The sequence below is a fragment of the Streptomyces sp. NPDC002669 genome, from assembly GCF_042889165.1.
GTDB lineage: Bacteria > Actinomycetota > Actinomycetes > Streptomycetales > Streptomycetaceae > Streptomyces.
The window spans coordinates 56,942-81,292 of the sequence record NZ_JBIAQQ010000033.1; the positions used below are offsets into that span (position 1 = coordinate 56,942).

Sequence of the window (24,351 nt, forward strand, 5' to 3'; positions counted from 1 at the left end):
CACGGATCCGGGACCGCACCGGTGCACGGCCACACGGCTCCACGAGCCCGCACGGCCGCGCATTCGCAATGCCCGGAAATCCACACCGTTTCTCGCGCCCCTTCTTCCCGTATCCGTGCCGTGCAGCGGCGCCATGACTTGAGGAGTACGACCTTGCCCGACGTGAACAGTGCCTCTGTGAGCGACAAAGTGGCGATCATCGGCATGGGTTGCCGCCTGCCCGGCGGTGCGTCGGACCCCCGTACGTACTGGCAGAATCTCATGGAGGGCAAGGACTGCATCACAGCGACACCGCCGAACCGTTACGACGTCGGAACGCTCGGCAGCCGACACAAGGAGAAACCCGGACGGCTGATCGGCGGCCGGGGCGGATACATCGACGGTTTCGACGAGTTCGACCCCGCCTTCTTCGGCATCAGTCCGCGCGAGGCGGACCACATGGATCCCCAGCAGCGCAAACTGCTGGAGGTCGCCTGGGAGGCGCTGGAGGACGGCGGTCAGCGTCCGGCGGAACTCGCCGGCAGCAACACCGCAGTGTTCGTCGGGGCGTTCACCCTGGACTACAAGATTCTCCAGTTCTCCGACCTCGGCTTCTCCTCGCTGGCCTCGCACACCGCCACCGGCACCATGATGACGATGGTCTCGAACCGTCTCTCGTACTGCTTCGACTTCCGCGGCCCCAGTCTGTCGATCGACACCGCGTGCAGCTCCTCCCTGGTGGCAGTGCACCTCGCCTGCCAGAGCCTCCACAAGCGGGAGACCGACCTCGCACTGGCCGGCGGGGTGCTGCTGCACATGGCGCCGCAATACACCATCGCCGAGACGAAGGGCGGTTTTCTGTCCCCCGACGGCCGCTCGCGCGCGTTCGACGCCGGGGCCAACGGCTACGTACGGGCCGAGGGCGTCGGGATCGTCGCCCTCAAGCGCCTGGACGACGCCCTGCGCGACGGCGACCCGATCCACGCGGTGATCCTCGGCGCGGGGGTCAACCAGGACGGCCGGACCAACGGCATCACCGTGCCCAACGCGGACGCCCAGGTCTCCCTCATCCGGCGCGTCTGCGGCGAGGCCGGCATCACGCCCGGCGACCTCCAGTACGTGGAGGCGCACGGCACCTCCACCCCCGTCGGCGACCCCATCGAGGCGAACGCCCTGAGCCGGGCACTGGCCGAGGGCCGCAGGCCGGACGCCGCCTGCTACGTGGGCTCGGTCAAGGCGAACATCGGTCACACCGAATCGGCGGCGGGCATCGCCGGGCTGATCAAGACCGTGCTCTGCCTCAAGCACCGCCTCATCCCGCCCCACATCAACCTGGACCGGGTCAACCCCGCCATCGACCAGGCCACGTCCCCGTACCGCATCCCGGTCGAGCCGACCCGGTGGCCCGAGCACGAGGGTCCCGCACGGGCCGGGGTGAACTCGTTCGGCTTCGGCGGCACCAACGCGCACGTCGTCCTGGAGGAGGCGCCCGTACGGGACGCGCGGCCGGGCGAACCCGACGCGCGGGTCTGGAACATCCTTCCGCTGACCGCCCGCACCCCGGAGGCGCTGCCGGAGGTGGCGGCCGGGATCCGTCGCGAACTGGCGGGGGAGAACGGCACCGAGGTGTCGCTGTCCGACCTCGGCCACACCCTGGCCCGGCGCCGCCAGCACCTGGAGTCGCGGCTCTCCGTCGTGTACTCCTCGCGGGCCGAACTGGACGAGAGGCTTGCCGCGTTCCTTGCCGGGGAACCGCGCCCCGGCATCACCCACGGCAGACGGCTCGACGCCGAACAACGCGGCCTGGTCTGGGTCTTCACCGGAATGGGACCGCAGTGGTGGGGGATGGGACGCCAGTTGTTCGAGGGCGACGAGGTGTTCCGGGACACGGTCGCCCGCTGCGACCGGATCATCCGCTCGATCGCGGGCTGGTCCCTGATCGAGGAGATGAACGCCGACGAGTCCGGTTCGCGCATGGGCGAGACCTGGCTCGCACAACCCGCCAACTTCGCCGTACAGGTGGGACTGGCGGCCATGTGGCGCCACTACGGCGTGCGGCCCGACGCAGTGGTCGGCCACAGCACCGGTGAGGCCGCCGCCTTCTACGAGGCGGGGGTCTACACCCTGGAGGACGCGGTCAGGATCGTGCTGCACCGCAGCCGGCTCCAGCAGAAACTGACGGGAACGGGCACCATGCTCGCCGTGAGCCTGCCCGAGGCGCAGGCCCAGCGCCGGGTGGCCGCGTACGGGGACCGGGTGTCCGTGGCGGCGGTCAACAGCCCGTCGGCGGTCACCCTGGCCGGGGACCGGGACGCACTGGCCGAACTGGCCCGGGAGCTGGAAGCGGAGCAGGTTTTCGCCAAGTTCCTGACGGTGCAGGTGCCTTACCACAGCGCGGGCATGGAATCGATCAAGGACGAGCTGCTGGCCTCGCTGGACGGGATCACCCCCCGGGCGGCGACGGTACCGGTCTACCTGACCGGACAGGAGGGCACGGCGCACGGCACCGAACTGGACGCGGCCTACTGGTGGAAGAACGTCCGCGACCGGGTGCGCTTCCGCGCCGCCGTCGACCGGCTCGCCGACGACGGATACGGGCTGTTCCTGGAGATCGGCCCGCACCCGGTGCTCGCCCACTCCATCCGGGAGTGCCTGGAGGACCGGGGGACGACCGTCCGGACCCTGCCCTCGATCCGCCGCCAGGAGAACGAACCGGAACGGTTCGCCACCTCACTGGCCGAACTCCACAACCTCGGCGTCCCCATCGCCTGGGACACCCTCCACCCGGCGGGAAGTCCGGTGACCCTGCCCCGGTACCCGTGGCGGCGCGACCGCTACTGGACGGAGCCCGCACCGGTCGCCCAGGTCCGCCTCGGCCGGGTGGACCACCCCCTGCTGGGCCGTCGCACGACGGACACCGAACCCACCTGGCACGCGACCCTGGACACCGAGCGACTGCCCTACCTCGACGACCACCGCATCCAGTCCACGGTGGTCTTCCCGGCGGCCGGGTACCTGGAAATGGCCACCCAGGCCGTCCGCTCCCTGACCGGCGGCACCCACGCCGTGCTGACGGACATCGAGTTCCGCAAGGCCCTGTTCCTGCCCGAGGGCGAGGCCCGGGACGTGCGCCTGACCCTCTCGTCGCAGAACGCGGCGTTCACGATCGCGTCGGCCGGACAGGACGAGAGCGACCGGGCGGTGCACGCCGGTGGCGTCGTGCGCTCCGGACAACCGCGCCCCGCCGGACCCCCGGCCGACACCGAGGCCCTGCGGGCACGCGCCTTGCGCAGGCTGAGCGGTGAGGACTGCTACACGGCACTGGCCGCCCTGGGCTACCACTACGGCCCCGCGTTCCGGGCCATCGAGGAGGTGTGGATCGGCTCCGGCGAAGTGCTCGCCCGGCTCCGCCCGCCGGCGGCGATCGGCGACGACGCGGCCGGACACCACATCCACCCCGTGCTGCTCGACGCCTGCTTCCAGTCGCTGCTGGCGACCCGGCTCGCCGACGACGGGGCCGGGGAGACGGCGGACGGACCGCCCTCCGGCATCCGCCTGCCCCTGTCGATCGACGAGATGTGCCTGGCCCCGGTGGGGGACCGGCCGATCTGGGTGCACGCGACGGTGACCCGCGAGGACGCGGACGAACTCGTCGGTGACATGACCGTCCACACGGACGACGGTGAACCCCTCGGCACCATCCACGGCTTCCGCGCCGCCGACGTGGAGAAGGCGTCCACCGCGGTCGGCCTCGGCACGATCGACTCCTGGCTCGCCGAAACCGTCTGGATCGACAGGCCCTTCGCACCGGACCGGACCGAAGACGGGAACGGTGACGGGAACGCGGCCCCGTCCGCGACCGGCGTCGACGAGGCGCCCACCGACGGCGACTGGCTGGTCTTCGCCGACGGCCGGGGCGTCGGCGACGCCCTGAGCGCCCTGCTCACCGAGCGCGGCGAACGCTGCCGCCTGGTCCGTCCGGGAGACGCGTACCGGAAGGGCGACGACGGACGGGAGTTCACCGTCGCCCCGGACTCCGCCGCCGACCTGGAGCGGCTCCTCGCCGACCTGGCCGACGGCGAGGAGGGCACGACGCCCGTGGGCACCGTCGTCCACCTGTGGAACCTCGACCTGCCGCACCTCGACGACGCCACTCCGCAGGACCTCGTACGGCACAGCGGGACCGGCGCGTACTCACTGATCGCACTCGCCCGGACGCTGCTCCGCCGCGGTGCGACGGGCCGGCTGCACATCGTGACCCGCGGCGCGCAGCCCGTGGAACCCGGCGAGACGGTGGAACCCCTGGGAGCACCCGCCTGGGGCGTCGGCCGGGTGCTCAGGCACCAGGAACTGACCTCCCACCGCGGCAAGCTGATCGACCTGGACCCCGGCACGCGGGGCGAGGACGGGCACCGCGCCGAGGCGCGGGCCCTGCTGCGGGAACTGCTGAGCGACGACGAGGAGGAGATCGCGCTGCGCGGCGCGAACCGCCTCACCAGCAGGATCCGGCAGGCCGAAGGGCTCACCCACCCCCTCCCGCTGCGGTTGCGCACCGATGCCAACTACCTCGTCACCGGCGCCTTCGGAGCGCTCGGCCGACTGCTCTGCCGGACGCTCGTGCGACGCGGGGCGCGCAGCCTGATCCTGATCGGGCGCACCGCGCTGCCGGAGCGTTCCGCCTGGCGCGACCTGGACCCCACCGGCGCCCCGGGCCGTGCCGCGGCCTTCGTCAGGGAACTGGAGGCACTCGGGGCCCGGGTCGTCCTGGCCCCGCTCGACATCACCGACGAGGCCGCGTTCACTTCCTGGCTGGAGACCCACCGCAGCACCGACCCGCTGCCGGTCCGCGGGGTGTTCCACCTCGCGGGCCAGGTCCGTGACACCCTCGTCGCGGACATGGACCGGCAGACGTTCGCCGACGCCCACGACCCCAAGGCCCTCGGCGCGTACCTGCTGCACCGTCATCTGCGCGACGAACCGCTGGACCACTTCGTCCTGTTCGCCTCGATCGCCTCGCTGCTGACCACGGCGGGCCAGACCAACTACGCCGCGGGGAACGCGTTCCTGGACGCGCTGGCCCAGCACCGCCGGGCGCTCGGCCTGCCGGGACTGAGCCTGGACTGGGGGCCGTGGGCCACCGGCATGATCGAGGAACTGGGACTGGTCGGGCACTACCTCCACAGCCGGGGGATGAGCTCACTCGCCCCCGACGTCGGCATGGCGGTCCTGGAACGCGTCATCGGCCAGGACCGGCCCCAGCTGCTCGTCGCGACGGTCGTGGACTGGCCGGTGTTCCTGGCCTGGTACGCGACGCCGCCCGCGCTGGTGACCGAGCTGGCGCGGACGGCCCCGGCAGGGAAGACCGACGGGGCGGGCGAGGGCATCCTCGATCTCTTCCGCGCGGCGGACGGGCCGGAACGCCTGGCCCTGGTGGCCGGACGGTTCACCACCCTGACCGCCTCGGTGCTGCGGACCGGACCGGAACGGATCGACCCGCAGGCAGGGCTCAACGCACTGGGGCTCGACTCTCTGCTGGCGATGGAGCTGCGCGCCCGGCTCGGTTCCGAACTCGGCGTCGCCCCGCCCGTGGTGGCACTGCTCAGCGGCACCCCCGTCGGCGAACTGATCCAGCAGCTCCACGACGGCCTCGCCGAGGCGGTGGCCCACGAGGCGGGCGGGGACGGCGCGAGCGAGGTGGAGGTGTTCGAGGACGAACTGCGCCACCCGCTGACGCAGAACCAGAAGGCCCTGTGGTTCCTCCGGCAGCTCAACCCCGACGGCTACGCGTACAACATCGGCGGCGCCGTCGAGGTCCGGGTCGAGCTCGACCCCGACCTGATGTTCGAGGCCGTCCACTGCATGGTCATCCGCCATCCCGCTCTGCGGACCAACTTCCTCACGGTGGACGGCGTCCCGCTGCAACAGGTCTCCTCGGACACCGAACCGGACGTCGCGCTGTTCGACGTGCAGGACCAGGAGTGGGAGGACATCCACAGCACGATCGTGGCCGAGTACCGCAGGCCCTACGACCTGGAGCACGACCGGCTGTTCCGCTTCCGTCTCTTCAAGCGCGGCCGAGACCGCTGGGTGATCATGAAAGCGGTCCACCACATCGTCTCCGACGCGATCTCGACGTTCACCTTCATCGAGGAACTCCTCGCGGTGTACGAAGGGCTGCGCCAGGGACAGGCACCCTCGCTGCCGCCCGTCACCGCGCGCTACCTCGACTTCCTCAACGCCCAGAACCGCTTCCTGGCCGGCCCCGCGGCCCCGCGCATGCTCGACTACTGGCGCTCCCACCTGCCGGCCCAGGTGCCGACCCTGGAACTGCCCGTCGACAAACCCCGGCCCGCCGTGCAGACGCACAACGGGGCGTCGGAGTTCTTCGTCCTGGACACCGTTCTCAGCGCCCGGGTGCACGAACTGGCCCGCGAGCACGACGTGACCCCGTTCATGGTGCTGCTGAGCGCCTACTACCTGCTGCTGCAACGCTACTCGGGCCAGGACCAGGTCATCGTGGGCAGCCCGGTGACCGGCCGGACCGAGCAGGACTTCGCCTCCGTCTACGGCTACTTCGTCAACCCGCTCCCACTGCACGCGGACCTGTCGGGCGACCCGACGACCGCCCAGCTGCTGCAACAGGTGCGGACCACCGTGCTGGGCGGACTGGACAACCAGGAGTACCCGTTCGTCCTGCTGGTGGACAAGCTCGGACTCCAGCACGACCCGAGCCGCTCCGCGGTCTTCCAGGCGATGTTCATCCTGCTCACCCACAAGGTCGCCACCGAGAAGTACGGCTACCGGCTCCAGTACATCGAACTCCCCGAAGAAGAAGGCCAGTTCGATGTCACGCTCTCCGTGTACGAGGACGAGGCGGACCACCGCTTCCACTGCGTGCTGAAGTACAACACCGACCTGTTCCTGCCCGAGACCATGCGGCGGATGGCGGCGCACTACACCACCCTGCTCGACAGCATGACCACGGCACCGGCCGACCGTCCCACCAGCCGACTGGAGATGCTCGAATCCCGGGAGCGCGAGCTGCTGGTCGGCGAATGGAGCGGTGCCCGAAACGCCGCGGCACGCCGGCCGGGGGTGGACCGCCCGCGCCCGGTGCACCGGCTGTTCGGCGAGGTCGCCGCCGCCCGCCCGGACGCCGTCGCCCTCACCGTTCCGACCCGCCACGGTGCGCCCCACCGGATGCGGTACGCGGAACTGGACCGCAGGTCCGGGGAGCTGGCCCGCCGATTGCGAGGACTCGGCACGGGCAGCGGCTCCGTGGTGGCGCTCTGCCTGGAGAAGTCGCCGGACCTCGTCGTCGCCCTGCTCGCGGTGCTCAAGACCGGTGCCGCGTACCTCCCGGTGCCGCCCGACCACCCGGCCGACCGCCTCGCCCACACGGTACGCGGCGCGGACGTCACCCTCGTCGTCGTCGAGGACGACACCTGCCGGAACCGGATGGCAGGACTCCCGGCCCGGACCCTCACACTGCGGGAACTGCACGAGGCACCCCTCGGGGAGGACGGGCCGAGAACCACACGGCCCGCCGACGACGAGGCGTGCCTCGACACGCCCGCGTACATCATCAACACCTCCGGCTCGACCGGCCTCCCCAAGGCCGTGCAGGTGAGCCACCGGAGCCTCGCCTCGGCCTACCGGGCCTGGCACCAGGAGTACCGGCTGGGCCACGACGCGCGGGTGCACCTCCAGATGGCCGCCCCGTCCTTCGACGTCTTCACCGGCGACGTGGTGCGCGCGCTGTGCTCGGGCGGCAGCCTGGTCCTGGTCGACCGCGACCTGCTCTTCGACACCGAGCGCCTGTACACCACCATGCGCGAGGAACACGTCGATTGCGCCGAGTTCGTGCCCGCCGTCGTGCGCGGCCTCATGGACCACTGCGAACGCGAGGGACGGCGACTGGACTTCATGCGCCTGCTGATCGTCGGCTCCGACGTGTGGAAGGCGGGGGAGTACCGGCGGCTGCGCGCGCTGTGCGGGCCGGACACCCGGCTGCTCAACTCCTACGGGGTCACCGAGGCCACCATCGACAGCGCCTTCTTCGAAGGCCCCCTCGACGACCTGGAACCCGGACGGACGGTGCCCGTCGGACGGCCCCTGGGCAACAGCACGCTGCACGTGCTCGACCGCCACGGCGAACCCGTACCGCCCGGCGTGCCCGGCGAACTGTGGATCGGCGGCGACGGCGTCGCCCTCGGCTACGCCGGCGACCCGGAACTGACCGCCGACCGCTTCGTCACCCGCACCCTGAGCCGGGAACCCGGTGCGGCCCCCGAACGCCTCTACCGCAGCGGCGACGCGGCCCGCTGGGACGCCGAGGGCCGGATCCACCTGCTCGGTCGCATCGACGGCCAGGTCAAGCTCCGCGGCCACCGGATCGAGATCGGCGAGATCGAGGCACATCTCGCCCAATGGCCCGCACTGGCCGGCGCGGTCGTCACGGTGCGCCCCGACGCCCGGGGCGAGGAAATGCTCTGCGCCTACTGCGTACCGGCACCGGGCACGGAACTGGACCGGCGCGCGCTGCGCCGGCACCTCGCCGACCTCCTGCCCGCCCACATGGTTCCCGCCCACTTCACCGCCCTGCCGAGGCTGCCGCTGACCGCCAACGGAAAGGTCGACCTCGCCGCCCTGCCCGAACCCCGGCCCGACGCCGACGACGAACCCGAGGAGACGCTCAGCACACCGTTCGAAGTGAGCATGGCCCGGCACTGGAAGGAAATGCTCGGCCTGGAACGGGTCGGCCTGGCCCATGAGTTCTTCGAGGTCGGGGGCAGCTCGATCAAACTGATCGAGCTCATCCACCGGCTGCGCAAGGAATTCGGCGTCGGCATCCCCGTCAGCCTGCTGTACCGGGTCACCACCCTGCATGGCATGGCCGCGACCGTGGAACGCCTCGCCACCGGTGGCGACTTCGACGACCTGCCCTGCCTGAGCTTCAACAGCGACCGGGAACCCACCGTGTTCTGCTTCCCGCCCGCGGGCGGCCACGGCCTCGTCTACCGGGAGTTCGCGCACCGGCTCCCCGAGTACCGGCTCATCGCCTTCAACTACGTCCCCGGCACGGACAAGGTGGTCCGCTACGCAGACCTCGTCGAGTCCCACCGGCCCGAGGGGAAGTGCGTGCTGCTCGGCTACTCGCTCGGCGGGAACCTCGCCTTCGAGGTGGCCAAGGAACTGGAGGGCCGCGGACGCGAGGTCGCCCACGTGATCGTGCTGGACTCGTACCGGATCCTCGAAACCTACGAACCCGGTCACGAACACATCGAGGTCTTCGAGGCCGAACTCGCCGACCACCTGCGCAAACACACCGGATCGGAAGCCGTGGCCCGCGAGACCCTCGACCACGCCGCGGAATACCTGGCCTTCTGCGGGCGCACACCGAACCTCGGCGAGGTGGCCGCGACCGTCAGCGTCGTCACGGACGAGGAGAAGACGGATCTCTACGCCGCCGGCGCACGCGGCACCTGGCACGGCAGCTCGACCACGGCGACGGCCGTGCTGCGCGGTTCGGGCATCCACGCCGACATGCTCGACCCCAAGCACGTGGCCCGCAACGCCGAGCTGGTGCGCGGCATCATCCGGGAGGGCGCGAGCGATGTCCGTTGAGACGGCCGACCCGTGGAGCACCCGGGAAGGGGGGAAGGGCGACAGTCCCCGCGTCATCGTGATCGGCGCGGGCGTCGCCGGGATGTCCACCGGGTGCTACGCGCAGATGAACGGGATGCGGTCCCGCATCTTCGAGAAACACGTACTGCCCGGCGGCTGCTGCACGGCCTGGTCGCGCGACGGCTACATCTTCGACTACTGCATCGAATGGCTGATCGGCACCGCCGCCGGCAACGAGGCCAACCAGGTGTGGCGCGAACTGGGGGCGCTCGACGGCAAGAGCATCACCAACTTCGAGATGTTCAACCGGGTCGTCGACGAGACCGGGCGGGAGGTGGTCTTCTACAACGACCCGGACCGCCTGGAGCGGCATCTGCTCGAACTCTCGCCCGCCGACGCCCGGCCGATCCGCTCGTTCTGCCGCGACCTGCGCCGGTTCCTCGACATCGAGCTGTACCCGTTCCTGACCGCCCCCGCACTGCGCACCGTGCGCGAGCGGGCGTCGATGCTGCGCACCGTCCTGCCCGCCTTCCGCCTGTTCTGGCGCACGGCCGCGACACCGATGCACGAATTCGCCGACCGCTTCCAGGACCCGCTACTGCGCCGGGCGTTCCGCAACATCTTCTTCCAGGACCCCGAGGGCTTCCCACTCCTGCCGTATTTGTTCAACATGGCAGGCGCCCACCACCACAACGCCGGTTTCCCCCAAGGGGGTTCACTCGGCCTGGCCCGGTCGATCGAGGAACGCTACACCGGACTCGGCGGGGAGATCAGCTACCGGGCACGGGTCGAACGGATCCTGGTCGAGGACGGACGCGCCGTCGGGATCGAACTGCGCAACGGCAGGAAGTACTACGCCGACCACGTCGTCTCGGCCTGCGACGGCCACACCACGATCCACGGCCTGCTCCAGGGCCGCTACACCGGGCCGCGGATCGACAAGCTGTACAACGAACTGCTGCACCGCCCCGGCACCCTGTTCCCCGCCGTGGTCTCGGCCTTCGTCGGCATCGAGGGCGATCTGGGACCCGACCGCGCCCACAGCACCACCTACCTGCTCCCGCCCGAGGACGCCGCGCGACTGCCCGGCGCCCTCCAGGGCAGCGTGGTGGTCCAGCTGCGCTCCGACTACTCGGACGGATTCGCCCCGCCCGGAAGATCGGTCATCCACTGCACCTACTTCAGCGACTTCGAGTACTGGAAGGACCTGCGCGCCGCCGACCGCAAGGACTACCGGGCCAGGAAACGCCAAGTCGCCGAATTCGTGAGGGAGTTCCTGGAACGCCGAATGCCGGGCACCGGCGAGCGCATCGAACTGGTCGACATCGCCACCCCGGCGACGACCCGGCGCTACACCGGCAACCACGACGGCTCCATCCTGGCCTGGAAGGCGTTCTCCGACGCCGACGACATCGCGGCCAAGCTGGTCGGCAAGGACCGCATGCGCCTGCCCGGCCTGCGCGGATTCTCCATGGCGGGCCAGTGGGTCGGCATGGGCGGCCTGATCCGGGCCGCCTCCACCGGCCGCTTCGTCGTCCAGTACCTCTGCGACGAGCTGGGGCGCGGATTCACGGCGTCGGAGAGCCCGGCGACCGAACCCTGGCACCCCGGAAAGCTGGGCCGGCTGCCCCAGCTCGACAAATGGTCCGCACGCGGGGACATCCACACATGAGCCGCGCGGGGGACCTTCGCACATGACCACCGAGGAGAACACATCCATGCCGCGATCCGAACGCGAGTCGATGATCATCATCGGCGCGGGGCTCGGTGGCCTGTCCACCGGCTGCTACGCCCGGATGAACGGCTACCGGACCCACGTCCTGGAGATGCACGAACTGCCCGGCGGCTGCTGCACGGCCTGGGACCGCGGCGACTTCACCCTGGACCCCTGCGTCAGCTGGCTCCTGGGCAGCGGCCCCGGCAACGAGATGCACCAGATCTGGCTGGAGCTCGGCGCGCTGCAGGGCAAGGAGGTGCGGCACTTCGACGTGTTCAACGTCGTGCGCGGCCGGTGCGGCCGGTCCGTGTACTTCTACTCCGACCCCGACCGGCTCCAGGCCCACCTCACGGAGATCTCGCCCGCCGACGCCGGTCTCGTCCGCGACTTCTGCAAACAGCTGCGCGCCTTCCGCAGATGCCTCGCCGTCTACCCGTTCCTCAAACCCGTCGGACTGATGCCGCCGCTGGAACGCTGGCGCATGCTGGCCTCGTTCATCCCGTACTTCAACGTCGTGCGCAAGACCATCAGCACCCTGATGACCGACTACTCGGCCAGGTTCAAGGACCCCCTGCTGCGCGAGGCGTTCAACTTCATCCTGTACGAGAAGCACCCGGCCTTCCCCGTACTGCCGTTCCACTTCCAGCTCGCCTCGCACGCCAACCTCTCCGCGGGCGTCCCCGAGGGCGGATCGCTCGGACTGGCCCGGTCGATCGAGCGGCGCTACCTCGGACTCGGCGGCGAGGTGACGTACAACGCCAAGGTCGAGGAGGTGCTCGTCGAGGACGACCGGGCCGTGGGGGTACGGCTCAGCGACGGGCGCGAACTGCGCGCCGACATCGTCGTCTCGGCCTGCGACGGACGCACCACGATGATGGACCTGCTCAAGGGGCGCTACCTCAACGAGGCGTACCGCCACCTCTACACCCGGACCATCAAACAGCCCGGCATGGTGTTCCCCGGCTACTTCACCCTCTTCCTCGGCCTGCGCCGCGACTTCCCCGACGCCGACCCCTGCACCACCTATCTGCTCGACGAGGCGGAAGCCGCCGAACTGACCGGTATCAGGCATCCCAGTGTCAACGTCCAGTTCCGCAGCAGGCACTACCCGGAACTCTCCCCGGGCGGAACGAGCATCGCCTACGTCACCTACTTCTGCGACATCGCCCCCTGGCGCGCCCTGGACGAGGGACCGGAACAGGTGACCCGGAGCCGCGGCGGACAGGAACTGCACACCCTGCCGGTGCGCCACGGTCGCGGCTACTACGCGGCCAAGCGCCGCGCCCGCGAGGCACTCGTCGCGTTCCTGGAACGGCAGCACCCCGGCATCACGGACGCGATCGCCGTGCGCGACGTGTCCAGCCCGCTCACCCAGGTCCGCTACACGGGCAACTACGACGGCACGGTGCTCGGCTGGCAGCCCTTCGTGGAGAGCGGCGAGACGCTGGAGAAGCTCATCAAGAAACACGGCCCCGGCCTGCCGGGACTGCGGAACTTCTACCAGTCCGGCGTATGGGCGACCACGGGCGGCCTGATCCGCGCGGCGGCGGCCGGCCGGCACGTCATGCAGTTCGTCTGCCGGGACGACGGCCGGACGTTCACCGCGTCCGTCGACGAGAGCGGGCCGCCCCCCACCCACCTGGTCGTTCCGGTGGGCCCCCGGCAGGCCGCGCGGTCCGCCACCGAGGGCCGTCCGGTCCTCGCGGAGAAGAAGGGAACAGGATGAGGGCCAGGAAATGGGTGGTGCGCGAGCACATCGAGGGCGTCCCCGACATCGGGCGGGTCTACGGGCAGGTGGAGGAGGAGATCGACACCGAACTCGCCCCCGACGAAATGCTGTTGAGGACCCGCTACGTATCGGTCGACCCCTATCTCCAGGGCATCGCGCTGGACACCCCGCTCGGGGCGCACATGGGGGCCGACTCGATCATGGAGGTGCTGGAGGCGGGGCCGCTGGCCGCCCACCGGCCCGGTGACCTGGTGCAGGGCTTCGGCGGCTGGCGCACCCACCTCGTCAGCAACGGCGCCGCCACACCTTGGCAGACCGGGACGTTCCCCATGGTCTTCCCGGCCTACCGGCGGCTGGACCCCGGCTGGTTCGACGAGGCGCTGCCGCTGCCCACCGCGCTGAGCGTCATGGGCGGTCCCGGGATGACGGCCTGGGGCACCCTCACCAAGTTCATGTCGGTCCGCCCCGGGGACACCGTCGTGGTCAGCGGCGCCTCCGGCTCCGTCGGCTCGCTGGTCGGCCAGCTGGCCAAACTGTCCGGTGCCAGGGTGGTCGGCACCACCTCGACGACGGAGAAGGCGGACTACCTGGAGGAGCTGGGATTCGACGCGGTCGTCGTCTACCGCCACGGGGACAGCTACGACGCGGTGTGCGACGCACTCCTGTGGGCGGCGCCGGACGGGGTCGACAAGTACTTCGACAACCTGGGCGGCACCGTCACCGACGCCGTGTTCTCCATGCTCAACGTCGGCAGCCAGGTGGCCGTGTGCTGGCAGTGGGCCACCCAGGTGGGCCGGGACTTCACGGGGCCGCGACTGCTCCCGCACATCATGTTCCCGCGCACCCACGTACGCGGGATCTTCTCGCTGGAATGGTTCACCGAACAGAACTGGCGGGCGCTCCACGACGAACTCGGCGGCCTGGTGCGACGGGGCGAGGTGCGCTGCGGGCACACCCTCCACCACGGCTTCGACAACATCCCGGACGCCTACCGCAGCCTCTACCAGGACACCGGGGCCAGCCGGGGCAAGGTGCTCGTCGAGCTCTGACCCGGGCCCGGAACACCCCCTCCCGTCCACTCACCGCAGACCGTCGTTCCCGTGCAAGCCAGGAGGTTTCGTGTCCTGCCCCGCCGACTCCCGCACGCGCACCGGCCCGCCCACGCTCCCGTTGCACCGCCTCGTGTTCGACCCGCCCGGCCCGCCCCGCCCCGTCGAACTGCCCGACGGGACCTCGGCCTGGCTGGTGAGCCGGTACGCCGACGTACGGAAGGTACTGACCGACAGCAGGTTCGGACGCGCGGCGCTGCACTCGCCGGACGCCCCGTCCCTGTCCGGCGAGACCGGCCTGGTCAGCAGCCTCGACCTGATGTTCAACCAGGACGGCGAGGACCATCTGCGTCTGCGCCGTACCCTGCGGCGAGCGTTCACCCCGAGGGCCGTGGCCCGCTGGCGGCCCTGGATCGCGGAGATCGTGGAGGAGTGCCTGGACGAACTCACCGACCGGGCGCGCCCCGTGGACCTGGTGTCCGGTTTCACCCTGCCGCTGCCGGTCGCGGTGATCAGCAGACTGATGGGCCTCGACACCGGGGCGCGGGACCGGCTGCGCCACTGGACCCTGTACGCCTTCTCGGACGGCTCCCATCCCGAGGAGGAGATGCGCGAGGCGCTCGCCGAGTTCGCCGCCTTCGGCGCGGCGCTGCTGGCCGAGCGCAGGAAGGAGCCGGGCGACGACCTCACCAGTGTGCTGGTCCTGGCCGCCGACGAGGAGGGCGGCATCCCGGAGGGCCAGCTCGTGGACCTGGTGTGCGGACTGGTCGTCGGCGGCCACGACAGCACGATGACGATGCTCGGCAACTCGCTGCTCTACCTGCTCGGCGAACGGCCGGGGACCTGGTCCCGCCTCGGCTCCGACGAACAGGCCGCCGAGGCGCTGGCGGAGCGGCTGCTGCACCTGGTACCGCTCGGCGACGACCGGGGGACCGCACGATACGCCGCCGCCGACACGAGGGTCGGCGGCGTGATGATCCCGGCGGGTTCGGTGGTGCTCGCCGACTGCGGCATGGCCAATCGCGATCCCGCCGTGTTCCCGCCCCGGCCGTTCGACGACCTCTTCGCCCCGCTGGCGGCGCCCACCCTGTCGTTCGGCGCCGGGGCCCACTACTGCCTGGGGGCCTGGCTGGCCCGGACGGAACTCCAGCTGGCCCTGCACCGGCTGGCCGCCCGTTTCCCCCGGATGCGGCTGGCCGGGCCGGCCGACGCGGTCGAGTGGAATCGGGGCACCACCTCCCGCAGCCCCCGGCGGATCGAGGTCACCTGGTGAGCGCGGTCACCGGGTGACGGAACGGGGGAGCGGCGTTCTCACGTCCGGGGCACGCCCCGGACGTGAGAACGCCGCGCGGGCCGTGGTCAGCTTCCCGAGCCGCTGACGGCGGCGTTGCGCCAGACCTTCAGGTCCAGCGTCATGTACGTGCTGGGCGAGTCCTCGCCGGAAAGCCCCTTGACGGTCACGAGGCCGAGGTGCCCCGTACCCGTCGTGACGCAGAGCTGCCGGCCCGTCGAGATCTTCTCCAGATAGACGGTCTCGGTGAACCGGGTCTCCGCACGGCAGGTCTCGAGCGACCCCTCCTGCCCCGGGTCGAGCAGCACCAGGCTTCCGCCCGTGGTCTCGGCGTCGAGGTACCCGCCGGTGTCGTAGGAGAGCTCGTACCCGCTGTCCTCGCCCTTCTGGGGGCGGACGGGGTCGTCGCCGAGCGTCAGGTGGTAGCCGGCCGTGAGGTTGATGCCGTTGTAGTCCGCGACCTTCGGCTGTTGCTCGGCGGCCTGCCCGGAATCGGAACCGGACCCGGACCCGCCGCCCGCGCCGGCCCCCTTGCCCGGGGTGCCCGACTTGCTCGGGGCGGAGCCGCTCTGTGTCTCCTTGTCCTTGTCCTTGTTCTTGAGCAGCGTGTACGCGGTGCCGCCGCCCACGACGGCCAGGACCAGCACCGCGGCGACGGCGATGAGCAGCCCCCGCTTGCCGCCCTTCGCGGGCTGCGGCGCGGGAGGCATGCCGTTCCCGGGATGGCCGGGATGGCCGGGGTACGTCTGCGCGGGTGCGCCCATCTGGGTCGGGGCGTAGGCGTTGACCTGGGACGGAGCGGGCGTGGGGTACGGGGGCTGCGGATGGGGCTGCTGGTGCGCCACGGGCGGGACGTACCCCTGTGTCGGGGCGCCGGCGGGAGGTGCCGGCGTGGCGGGCGCGGTGGGCTGATGGGCGGCTGCCGCCGCTGCGGGCGCGGTCGGCGGGTGGGCCGGGGGAGCGGCGGGAGCGGTGGGCGGGTGGGCCACGGACGGTGCCGAGGCCGGGGGCGGCGGGGTCTGGACCGGAGCGGGAGCAGCCGTGCGCACCGTGATGTCGGCGCTGACCGGGGCGGGCAGCCAGTCCTCGGGGCGACGCAGCACCGTCTCCGCGTTCGCGGACCGGCACAGCTCGATGACCTCGGCGATCGACGGCCTGGCCGCGGGATCCTTGTCGAGACAGCGGCTGACCAGCTCCTTCAGCCGCTCCGGGACGCGGCCGAGGTCGGGCTCCTCGTGGACGATCCGGTAGAGCACGCCGTGCGAGGTGCCCTCGCCGAAGGCGGGAGACCCCGTCACCGCGTACACCGCGACCTGGCCGAGCGCGAAGACGTCGGTGGCCGGGGTCACCCGGCTCCCGGCGGCCTGCTCCGGCGCCATGAACGAGGGCGTGCCGATGGTGACGCCGCTGCCGGTGAGCGAGGTCGCGTCGGCGGCGTGGGCGATGCCGAAGTCGATGACCCGGGGACCGTCGGCCGCGAGCAGCACGTTGGACGGCTTGAGGTCGCGGTGCACGATGCCCGCCCCGTGGATGACGTGCAGCGCCTCGGCCATGCCCGCGATCAGCAGTACCACTGTCTCGACGGGCAGTGCCCCGTGCGCGACGACGGCGTCGGCGAGCGACGGGCCCGGCACGTACGCGGTGGCCAGCCACGGCTGCGCGGCATCGGTGGAGGCGTCGATGACCGGCGCCGTGAACAGGCCCTGCACACGCTGCGCGGACCGCACCTCCTGGGCGAACCGGCGGCGGAACTCGGCGTCCTCCCCGAATTCGGGACGGATCACCTTGATCGCGACGGGTCGTCCGCCCGGCGTGTACGACAGATACACCTTGCCCATGCCGCCGGCGCCCAGTCTGGCCGCCAACCGGTATCCGGCGATCGTGGTCGGGTCGTCTCCGGCGAGCGGCTGGAAGACCTGGGGGGTGCCTCCAGAGGCCGGTTGCTGACCACTCATCACTTACGTCTCCCCTGTGGAACACCGATATCGAACGGCACCCTATACAAGGACGGGCCGTCGAAGCGTGTTCCGGTGCGGTGGGCAACCATCGCGGGAGGGCGGGAGGCGCAGGGGAGGGGTCAGTCCCAGAGCTGGTGCGTCACGACCCGGCCGGTTTGGGCCGGAGTGCCGTCGGTGTAGACGAGTTCGAGCTGGGTGAACTGCTTCAGCTCCGGGTGTTTCTGCCACGCTCGGGGGTGATCCAGTCGCACGACGACCGGATAGGAGTGGAACTTGCCTGCGGCGCAATAGGGCTGACAGTCGTTCACCACATCGAGCGCACGGCCCACGGCGGACGTCGGACCCCAGGAGTACCAGTGGATGTCGACGAGCCGGTTGTTGCCGTCCCCGCAGGCGAGCAGGAAGTCGCCGGGGCGCACCTGCGGGTTCCAGGTGCAGTCGACGGCCACCACGCGTGCGGACGGGCTGGTGGAGGCCGCGGCGGGGGAGGTCGCCGCGGAAGCCGGTACCGGCGCGGCAGCCGCGAGGGCTGTGGCGGCACACAGCATGAGACCTGTCCTGAGCTTGCGTCTTTGCATGTCGGCTCCTCGGCCGCCTCGCTTCGGGACCGCGCCGTCGTCGTGCGTGCCCTAGGGGCCCCGTGTGCTCCGGGACCGCCCGGCAGGAGCAGCCGTCGGTCGCGGCCCCCTTCTTCCAGCCGTCGTTCCTGAATCGACCATAGGGCCCCACCCGGGGATGCACCACCCGTATGGGTGATAAAAGGGCGAAACGGTTATGAATGGCGCCCGATCGGTGGAGGCGGGGGTGCCGGGTGTGGCGTGGCGGCGGTGCCGGTGCGTACCTTCGCGGCCCCGGGGCCGGTTCAGTCGCGTTCCACCAGCCGCGCGGTCGCCGACAGGGCCGTGCGGAGTGCGCTCCCGCGGTCCGCGCCGTGCTGGCCCAGGACGACCCGGGTGCTCAACCCGTCGAGCAGGGCGAGGAGTTCGGAGGCGCGCGCCGCCGTGTCGAGGTCCGCGGCGAAGCGGCCCCGGCGCGCTCCCTCGGCGAGGAGCGCCGCCAGATCCTCCTGCCAGCCGCGGTCGATCTCGGCCTGGGCCTGCCGCAGCGGTTCGTTCGACGCCGTGCGCGCCCACAGTTCGATCCACAGCGTCCAGCGGGGATCGCGCGGCCCGCGGGGAAGGTACAGCGCCAGGAAGAGTTCCAGCGCCCGCTCCGGGTCGGCCGGGCCGGACAGCAGTTCCCGGCGCTCCTCGGCGAGCGCGTCCTCGCTCCAGCGCAGCACCTCCAGGAGCAGCCGGTCCTTGCTGCCGAAGTAGTAGAGGATGTGGCCGCCGCTGGTGCCGAGGCGCTTGGCCAGCGCCGACATGGTGAGTGCGGCCAGACCGTCCTCGGCGATGGCCGTCATCGCCTCCTCCAGCATGCGCTCCCGGGCCAGGTGCCCGTCACGCCGTCGCGCCGTCGCCGCCACGCCACGTCTCCTCTCGGGTCGGCCAGGTGACGACCTTAGCGGCCGATTTCGGCGGAGGTCTTGACGGGCTCCCGGAACCACATCTTGAATGCCGTTCTAAATTAGAACGCCATTCAAAGTACTGTTCCGATTCCCCGGAGCACGCATGGACGAGGGGCAGAGCGCATGACGCACCAGGACACGGCCGCGAGAGCGCCCGGCGCGCCGGACGCCGCCGACCAGGTCTTCCAGGTCGAGACGCACGGGATCGACCCGATCCCCGACGAGGACCGGCACGGGAGCGCGAAGGACCTGTTCTGGCTCTGGTTCGGGTCCAACCTCACCTTCACCTACGTCATCAACGGAGCCCTGGCCGTCGCCTTCGGCCTGTCCTTCTGGCAGGCCACCGGCGTCGTCGTCATCGGCGGACTGGCGTTCTTCGCCATCAGCGCCGCGGGACTGAGCGGGGTCCGTACCGGCACCGCCACCCTGGTGATCTCCCGGGCCCCCTTCGGCGTACGGGGAAACTGGCCCGCCGGGATGCTCAACTGGGTGGTCAGCATCGGCTACACCATCCTCAACACCGTAGTCGGCACCCTCGCCCTCGAAGCGTTCTTCGCCGACCTGGGCTGGGAGTCCGGCCGCACCGGACGGGCCCTCGCCCTGCTGGTCACGCTCACGCTGACCTTCGCCGTCGCCCTGTGGGGCCACGCCACCGTCCAGTTCGCCGAACGCTGGATCGCGTACGTCCTCGCCGTCGGTTTCGCCGCGCTCCTGGTGTTCCTGCTGCCCGGCGCCGACACGGGCGGGGGCGCCGCGCAGCCCGGGGCGTCCGGATGGAGCCTGGCCCTCGTCGTGATGCTGGCCGGTCCGTTCTCGTACGTCCCGATGCCCGCCGACTACACCCGCTACCTCCCCAGGACGACCTCGATGAAGTCGCTGACCTGGTACGGAGCCCTCGGCGGCTTCATCTCGTCGGTCGCCCTGGGAGTGGCCGGGGTGGCCGCGGCGACCCGGACGGACATGACCGACGCGGTGGCGGGCACCGAGCGGCTGCTGCCGGGATGGTTCCAGACGCTCTTCCTGGCCCTCGTCCTCGGCGGCTCGGTCACCAACTCGATCGTCACGCTCTACTCGTCGAGCCTGAACCTCCAGGTCCTCGGCGTCCCCTGGAGCCGCTCCAAGGCCATCGTCATCAGCGCGGCCGTCACCGCGGCGGGCTCGCTCTGCGCGCTCTTCCTCGCCGACTTCACCAGCTCGCTGCTGTCCTTCCTCTCCCTGCTGATCATCGTGTTCGCACCCTGGGGCGGTGTGTTCCTCACGGACATGCTGATGCGCCGCTGCCGCTACGACGCACCGTCGCTGCACGCCGGGCCGGACGGCGCCTACTGGTACCGGTCCGGCTACCACCCCGCCGGTCTGGCCGCGCTGCTCGCCGGCATGCTCTTCGCCGCCCTCACCTGCGATTCCGAGCTGTGGACCGGACCGCTGGTCGCCCCGCTGGGCGGCGCCGACCTGACCCTGCTCGGCTCCGTCGTCTCGGGGCTCGTCTACTGGCCGCTCGCCCGCCGCACCGTCGCACCGCACACCGCCCGCCCCGAAACGGCCTGAACGGCCGTCTCCCGCCCCGAAGACCCGCACCGACCGGGCGGCGGAGTCCGTCCGCCTCCCCACGCACCACCGATCCGACAGCACCACCGCACCAGGAGGAGCCACCTCACATGGCCGTCCCCGCACACCTCGTCCTGCGCAACGCCCGCATCCACACCGTCGACCCGGCCCTTCCCGAGGCACAGGCCCTGGCGGTGGTGGACGGCCGCATCGCCTGGCTCGGACCCGACACGGATGCCGGGGCGTGGACCGGCCCGGACACCCGGGTGATCGACGCGGGCGGGAAACTGGTCCTCCCCGGCTTCATCGACGCCCACAACCACGTCCGGCTCGGCTCCGACGACGCCTGCGTCCAGCTGTCCGGCGCCCGCACCCTGGACGAGGTCCACGCCCGCGTCCGCGCCTGGCACGCCGCCCACCCCGACGCCGAGTGGATCGAGGCCGAGGCCTTCGACTACTCGGCGATCCCGGACGGCCGGATGCCGGCCGCCGCCGACCTCGACCCGGCCACCAACGACGTGCCCGCCTTCGTCCTGAGCTACGACGTGCACACCGCCTGGGTCAACACCGCCGGCCTGCGCCGGCTCGGCATCGACCGCGACCACACCCACCTGCCCTTCGGGCGGGCCGTCACCGACCCCGCCACCGGCGAACCCACCGGCTTCATCAAGGACTTCGCGGTCAGGGGGCTCTCCCGCGACGGCCACCGCGCCCTGCGGGAACTGGGCCTGCCGTGGGCCTCGCCCGACCGGCAGTACGGGCGCCTCGCCAAGTCCCTGGACGACGCCATCGGCTTCGGCATCACCACGGTCGTCGAACCCCAGAACTCGCTCGACGACCTCGCCCTCTTCGACCGGGCACGCGCCGAGGGCCGGCTCAGGTCCCGGATCGTCGCCGCGCTCTTCCACCCGCGCGGCACCACGGACGCCGACCTCGACGACTTCGCGGCCGCCGCCCGTCGCCACGACGACGACCGCGTCCGGGTCGGACCGCTCAAGCTCTACATCGACGACGTCGTCGAGCCGCGCACCGCGGCCCTCCTCGAACCCTACGCGGGCTGCCGCCACCACCGGGGCGAGACCTTCTACCCGCCCGAGGAGTTCGCGGGCCTGCTGGCGAAGCTGGACGCCCGCGGCTTCCAGTGCTTCGTCCACGCCACCGGCGACCGCGGCATCCGCACCGTGCTCGACGCCGTCGAACACGCCCGCGCCGTCAACGGGCCCCGGGACGCCCGCCACCAGATCGTCCACGTCGAATGCCTCGACCCCGAGGACACCCCGCGCTTCGCCGAACTGGGCGTGGTCGCGTGCATGCAGCCCCGGCACAGCGCCCCGGAGGTCGCTGGCCCCGGCAAGGACTGGGCGCGGAACGTCGGGGCCGACCGCTGGCACAAGGCATGGCCCCTGCGCAGCCTGCACGCGGCCGGGGCCGTCCTCGCCCTCTCCAGCGACTGGAACGTGGCCGAGATGGACCCGATGATCGGCATCCACACCGCCGTCACCCGGCGCCCGCTGGGCGGGGGCGAGCCCTGGATGCTGCAGGAGACGATCAGCGTGGAGGCCGCCGTCCACGGCTACACGATGGGCTCGGCGTACGCCAACTTCCTGGAGGACGAACGCGGTTCGCTCACCGTGGGCAAGGCCGCCGACTTCGTGGTCCTCTCCCGCGACATCCTGCGCGCCGATCCCGAGGACATCCCCGGCACCGTCGCCCTGACCGTCGTGGTCGCGGGCGTCGTCGAGCACGAGGTCTGACCGCCCGCCCCGTCTCCCCGCCGGCGGGGAGACGGGGCGGGGCGGGCGGTCGGGGGCGGGGTGGTCCGCACGGCCCGGGGGAGCCGCGCGGACCGCCCCGCCGGTCAGGCGGCCCGGATCTCGTAGACCGCGAAGTTGCCCCACTGGAGGTGGGCGTCACGGACCGTCAGGCGCAGGCGCTCGGTCGTCACCCGCTGCGGCAGGGTGATCGTGCGCTGCTCGACGGCCGAGGTGTTGCCGGACCAGGCCAGTTGCTGCCCGGCCGCCTGCGTCACCCATGACGAGCCGTTCCACGTCTGCACGTCGACCTGCTTGATGCCCTGGCCGGTGGCGAAGGCGGTGTGCAGGGTGACGGAACCGATGCTGACGGGCTGCCGGTAGTCCACGTCGATGGTGCCGGGGAAGGCGATCCCTTCGGCCACGCTGCTCCAGGCGGTCGAGGTGTTCCCGTCGGCCATCCGGTAGGGATGGCTGTTGCCGAGCGTGGCGTACGAGGTGGTGACGACCGGGAGGTACGGCGCCCCGGTGAACTGGTGGAAGCCGCGGTCGGGAGCGGTGCCCGGGACCGGGTTGCCGAAGTAGTCCTTCAGCCCCTGCGCCACCGCCGCGCCGCGTCCCCTCGCGGGGGAGTCGGCCCGGAGCATGTAGCCCGCCGGGTCGGTGCCGACGGAGACCAGCTTCGGGTCGGCCTTGATCGCGTTGATGTCGCCGGAGGGGGCGACGGGCGCGTCGGTGCCCCAGTAGAGGTTGGAGTCGTAGACGGTGTTGTTGGCGGTGTCGTAGCCGGCGGTGGTCCGGTTGTAGAAGATGTTGTTGCGGATCTCGATGCCGCTCGCGTTGTTGTAGATGTGCACGATCCTGCCGAGCGGATAGTCGCCGGCCCCGGTGTAGGGCGGGTGGACGGTGACGACCCGGCCGCTCGCGCAGACCGTGTTGTTGTGGATGTCGGTGCCCGACGTCTCGGTGGAGAGGCTGAAGACCTCGTAGCCGTCGTCCTTGCTCAGGTTGTACCTGACCACGGTGTCCTTGGTCGGCGCGCCCTTGAAGGAGACGGTGATGAAGAACCCGCCGTCGTTGTCGTGGCTGTAGTTGTACTGGACGACACTGCGGTTGTTGTCGGCGTCCGCGTCGAAGCCGTGGCCGTCGGTGCCCGGCCCGTTGAAGCCGGTGCCCGACACCTCGTTGCGCTGCACGAGCAGGTCGTCGTTGCCCTGCCACCAGATGCCGACGTTGCCGCCCTTGAGGTTGAGCCGGCCGGTGGCGGCCCTGTGGACGCGGTTGCCCTCGACGACGGCCCCCCTGGTGTGCATGGGGGTGATGCCGCCGGCCGTCACGTCGTGGACGTAGTTGTCGCGGATCCTGACGTTCGTGCTGGGCGTCCAGGTGACGACCTCGCTGTCGGGGATGCCGGTCTCCACCGGGTACAGGCTGGTCATGCCGTTGCGCCGGGACCAGGTGGACCAGTTGATGATCCCGTACGAACGGACCTTGCTGACCTCGTTCTTCTCCACCACCAGGTTGTCGAAGTACGTGGGTGTCCGGTTGCCGCGGATGGAGATCAGCAGTCCCGCCGAGCTGACGGTGCTGCCGCCGGGGCCGTCGACGTCATGGATGTTCAGGTTGCGCAGGGTGATGTTGGACAGCTTGCCCGCGTCCTTGGCGAACAGGTTCACACCGGAGCGGGGAGTGGTGCTGTCGCTCCAGTTGGTCACCTCCAGCCCGTCGAGGGTGAGGTCGTGGACGTTGTCGAGTCTGACCGCGACGTCGGTCGTGCCGCCGCCCTCGATCAGCGGCTTTGCGCCGCTGCCGTACGAGCCGATGAACGCGGGGTTGCCCACCGCGCCCGCGCCCCGTACGTCGAGCCGGCCCTTCCACCGCTGACCGGCCCTGAACAGCAGCCGGTCACCGGGGCCCAGCGTCAATTGGCTGGCCCTGGCCAGGGACTTCCAGGCGGCCGCCTCGTTCCGGCCCGACGCGTCGTCGTTGCCGGATGCGGCGTCCACGTAGTACGTGGTGCCCACCGCCCGGTCGCGGTGCGGGGCGGGGGCCGCCTGCGCGGGCCCCGCCGCCACCGCGGGGAGCGGGAGCACGAGAGCGGCCAGGAGCACTCCTATGAGGCTCCTGCGCCGGGTGCGCGGGGCACCCGGGACGTGCGGTGTACGCGAAGTACGCAAGGCTCGGTCCTTCCG

Annotated in this window: 11 protein-coding genes; 7 read left to right on the top strand and 4 right to left on the bottom strand. The window is 71.3% G+C overall.

Translation table 11 applies throughout. The features are described 5' to 3' along the window. Window positions 1-153 precede the first annotated feature (153 nt). The 5 genes from ACFYW1_RS33950 to ACFYW1_RS33970 all read left to right on the top strand — a co-directional run bounded on the left by ACFYW1_RS33950 (window position 154) and on the right by ACFYW1_RS33970 (window position 15,374). Window positions 154-9,606 carry an amino acid adenylation domain-containing protein gene (locus ACFYW1_RS33950; RefSeq protein ID WP_389002143.1) on the top strand — a complete coding sequence of 3,151 codons (9,453 nt, stop codon included), beginning with the start codon at window positions 154-156 and terminating at the stop codon, window positions 9,604-9,606. After that, window positions 9,596-11,278, top strand: a complete 1,683-nt coding sequence (locus ACFYW1_RS33955) for a phytoene desaturase family protein (RefSeq protein ID WP_389002146.1) — start codon at window positions 9,596-9,598, stop codon at window positions 11,276-11,278. Before ACFYW1_RS33950 ends, ACFYW1_RS33955 begins: the two co-directional genes overlap by 11 nt. Before the next feature lie 46 nt (window positions 11,279-11,324). Continuing rightward, window positions 11,325-13,049 carry a phytoene desaturase family protein gene (locus tag ACFYW1_RS33960; RefSeq protein WP_389002149.1) on the top strand — a complete coding sequence of 575 codons (1,725 nt, stop codon included), beginning with the start codon at window positions 11,325-11,327 and terminating at the stop codon, window positions 13,047-13,049. Further along, window positions 13,046-14,101, top strand: coding sequence for an MDR family NADP-dependent oxidoreductase (locus tag ACFYW1_RS33965; protein WP_389002152.1), 1,056 nt, complete (start codon window positions 13,046-13,048; stop codon window positions 14,099-14,101). Before ACFYW1_RS33960 ends, ACFYW1_RS33965 begins: the two co-directional genes overlap by 4 nt. Window positions 14,102-14,171: 70 nt before the next feature. After that, a complete protein-coding gene (locus tag ACFYW1_RS33970; RefSeq protein WP_389002155.1) occupies window positions 14,172-15,374 on the top strand; it encodes a cytochrome P450 in 1,203 nt (400 codons plus the stop codon). 86 nt (window positions 15,375-15,460) lie between these two features. Here the strand turns inward: ACFYW1_RS33970 and ACFYW1_RS33975 are convergent, their stop codons facing one another. From ACFYW1_RS33975 to ACFYW1_RS33985, 3 genes are all read right to left on the bottom strand, one after another. Beyond that, window positions 15,461-17,347, bottom strand: coding sequence for a serine/threonine-protein kinase (locus ACFYW1_RS33975; protein ID WP_389002158.1), 1,887 nt, complete (start codon window positions 17,345-17,347; stop codon window positions 15,461-15,463). Between the two features lie 122 nt (window positions 17,348-17,469). After that, window positions 17,470-17,928 (bottom strand): hypothetical protein, encoded by a 459-nt coding sequence (locus ACFYW1_RS33980; RefSeq protein WP_389002161.1) that lies wholly within the window; start codon window positions 17,926-17,928, stop codon window positions 17,470-17,472. A 284-nt stretch (window positions 17,929-18,212) separates the two neighbouring features. Then, window positions 18,213-18,818 carry a TetR/AcrR family transcriptional regulator gene (locus tag ACFYW1_RS33985; protein ID WP_389002164.1) on the bottom strand — a complete coding sequence of 202 codons (606 nt, stop codon included), beginning with the start codon at window positions 18,816-18,818 and terminating at the stop codon, window positions 18,213-18,215. A gap of 165 nt (window positions 18,819-18,983) precedes the next feature. Here ACFYW1_RS33985 and ACFYW1_RS33990 point away from each other — a divergent pair, with 165 nt between their 5' ends. Then, window positions 18,984-20,408 (top strand): purine-cytosine permease family protein, encoded by a 1,425-nt coding sequence (locus ACFYW1_RS33990; RefSeq protein WP_389002167.1) that lies wholly within the window; start codon window positions 18,984-18,986, stop codon window positions 20,406-20,408. 110 nt (window positions 20,409-20,518) lie between these two features. After that, window positions 20,519-22,162, top strand: coding sequence for an amidohydrolase (locus ACFYW1_RS33995; RefSeq protein ID WP_389002170.1), 1,644 nt, complete (start codon window positions 20,519-20,521; stop codon window positions 22,160-22,162). Window positions 22,163-22,266: 104 nt separating this feature from the next. Here ACFYW1_RS33995 and ACFYW1_RS34000 read toward each other — a convergent pair whose 3' ends face one another. Beyond that, complete coding sequence (locus ACFYW1_RS34000) at window positions 22,267-24,336, bottom strand: right-handed parallel beta-helix repeat-containing protein (RefSeq protein ID WP_389002173.1); 2,070 nt, start codon at window positions 24,334-24,336, stop codon at window positions 22,267-22,269. Window positions 24,337-24,351 lie beyond the last annotated feature (15 nt).

Excerpts from the sequence above, each read along its gene's own strand:
- ACFYW1_RS33955 (WP_389002146.1), top strand. The coding sequence starts at position 9,596 with ATGTCCGTTGAGACGGCCGACCCGTGGAGCACCCGGGAAGGGGGGAAG.
- ACFYW1_RS33960 (WP_389002149.1), top strand. The coding sequence starts at position 11,325 with ATGCCGCGATCCGAACGCGAGTCGATGATCATCATCGGCGCGGGGCTC.
- ACFYW1_RS33965 (WP_389002152.1), top strand. The coding sequence starts at position 13,046 with ATGAGGGCCAGGAAATGGGTGGTGCGCGAGCACATCGAGGGCGTCCCC.
- ACFYW1_RS33975 (WP_389002158.1), bottom strand. The coding sequence starts at position 17,347 with ATGAGTGGTCAGCAACCGGCCTCTGGAGGCACCCCCCAGGTCTTCCAG.
- ACFYW1_RS33980 (WP_389002161.1), bottom strand. The coding sequence starts at position 17,928 with ATGCAAAGACGCAAGCTCAGGACAGGTCTCATGCTGTGTGCCGCCACA.
- ACFYW1_RS33990 (WP_389002167.1), top strand. The coding sequence starts at position 18,984 with ATGACGCACCAGGACACGGCCGCGAGAGCGCCCGGCGCGCCGGACGCC.
- ACFYW1_RS33995 (WP_389002170.1), top strand. The coding sequence starts at position 20,519 with ATGGCCGTCCCCGCACACCTCGTCCTGCGCAACGCCCGCATCCACACC.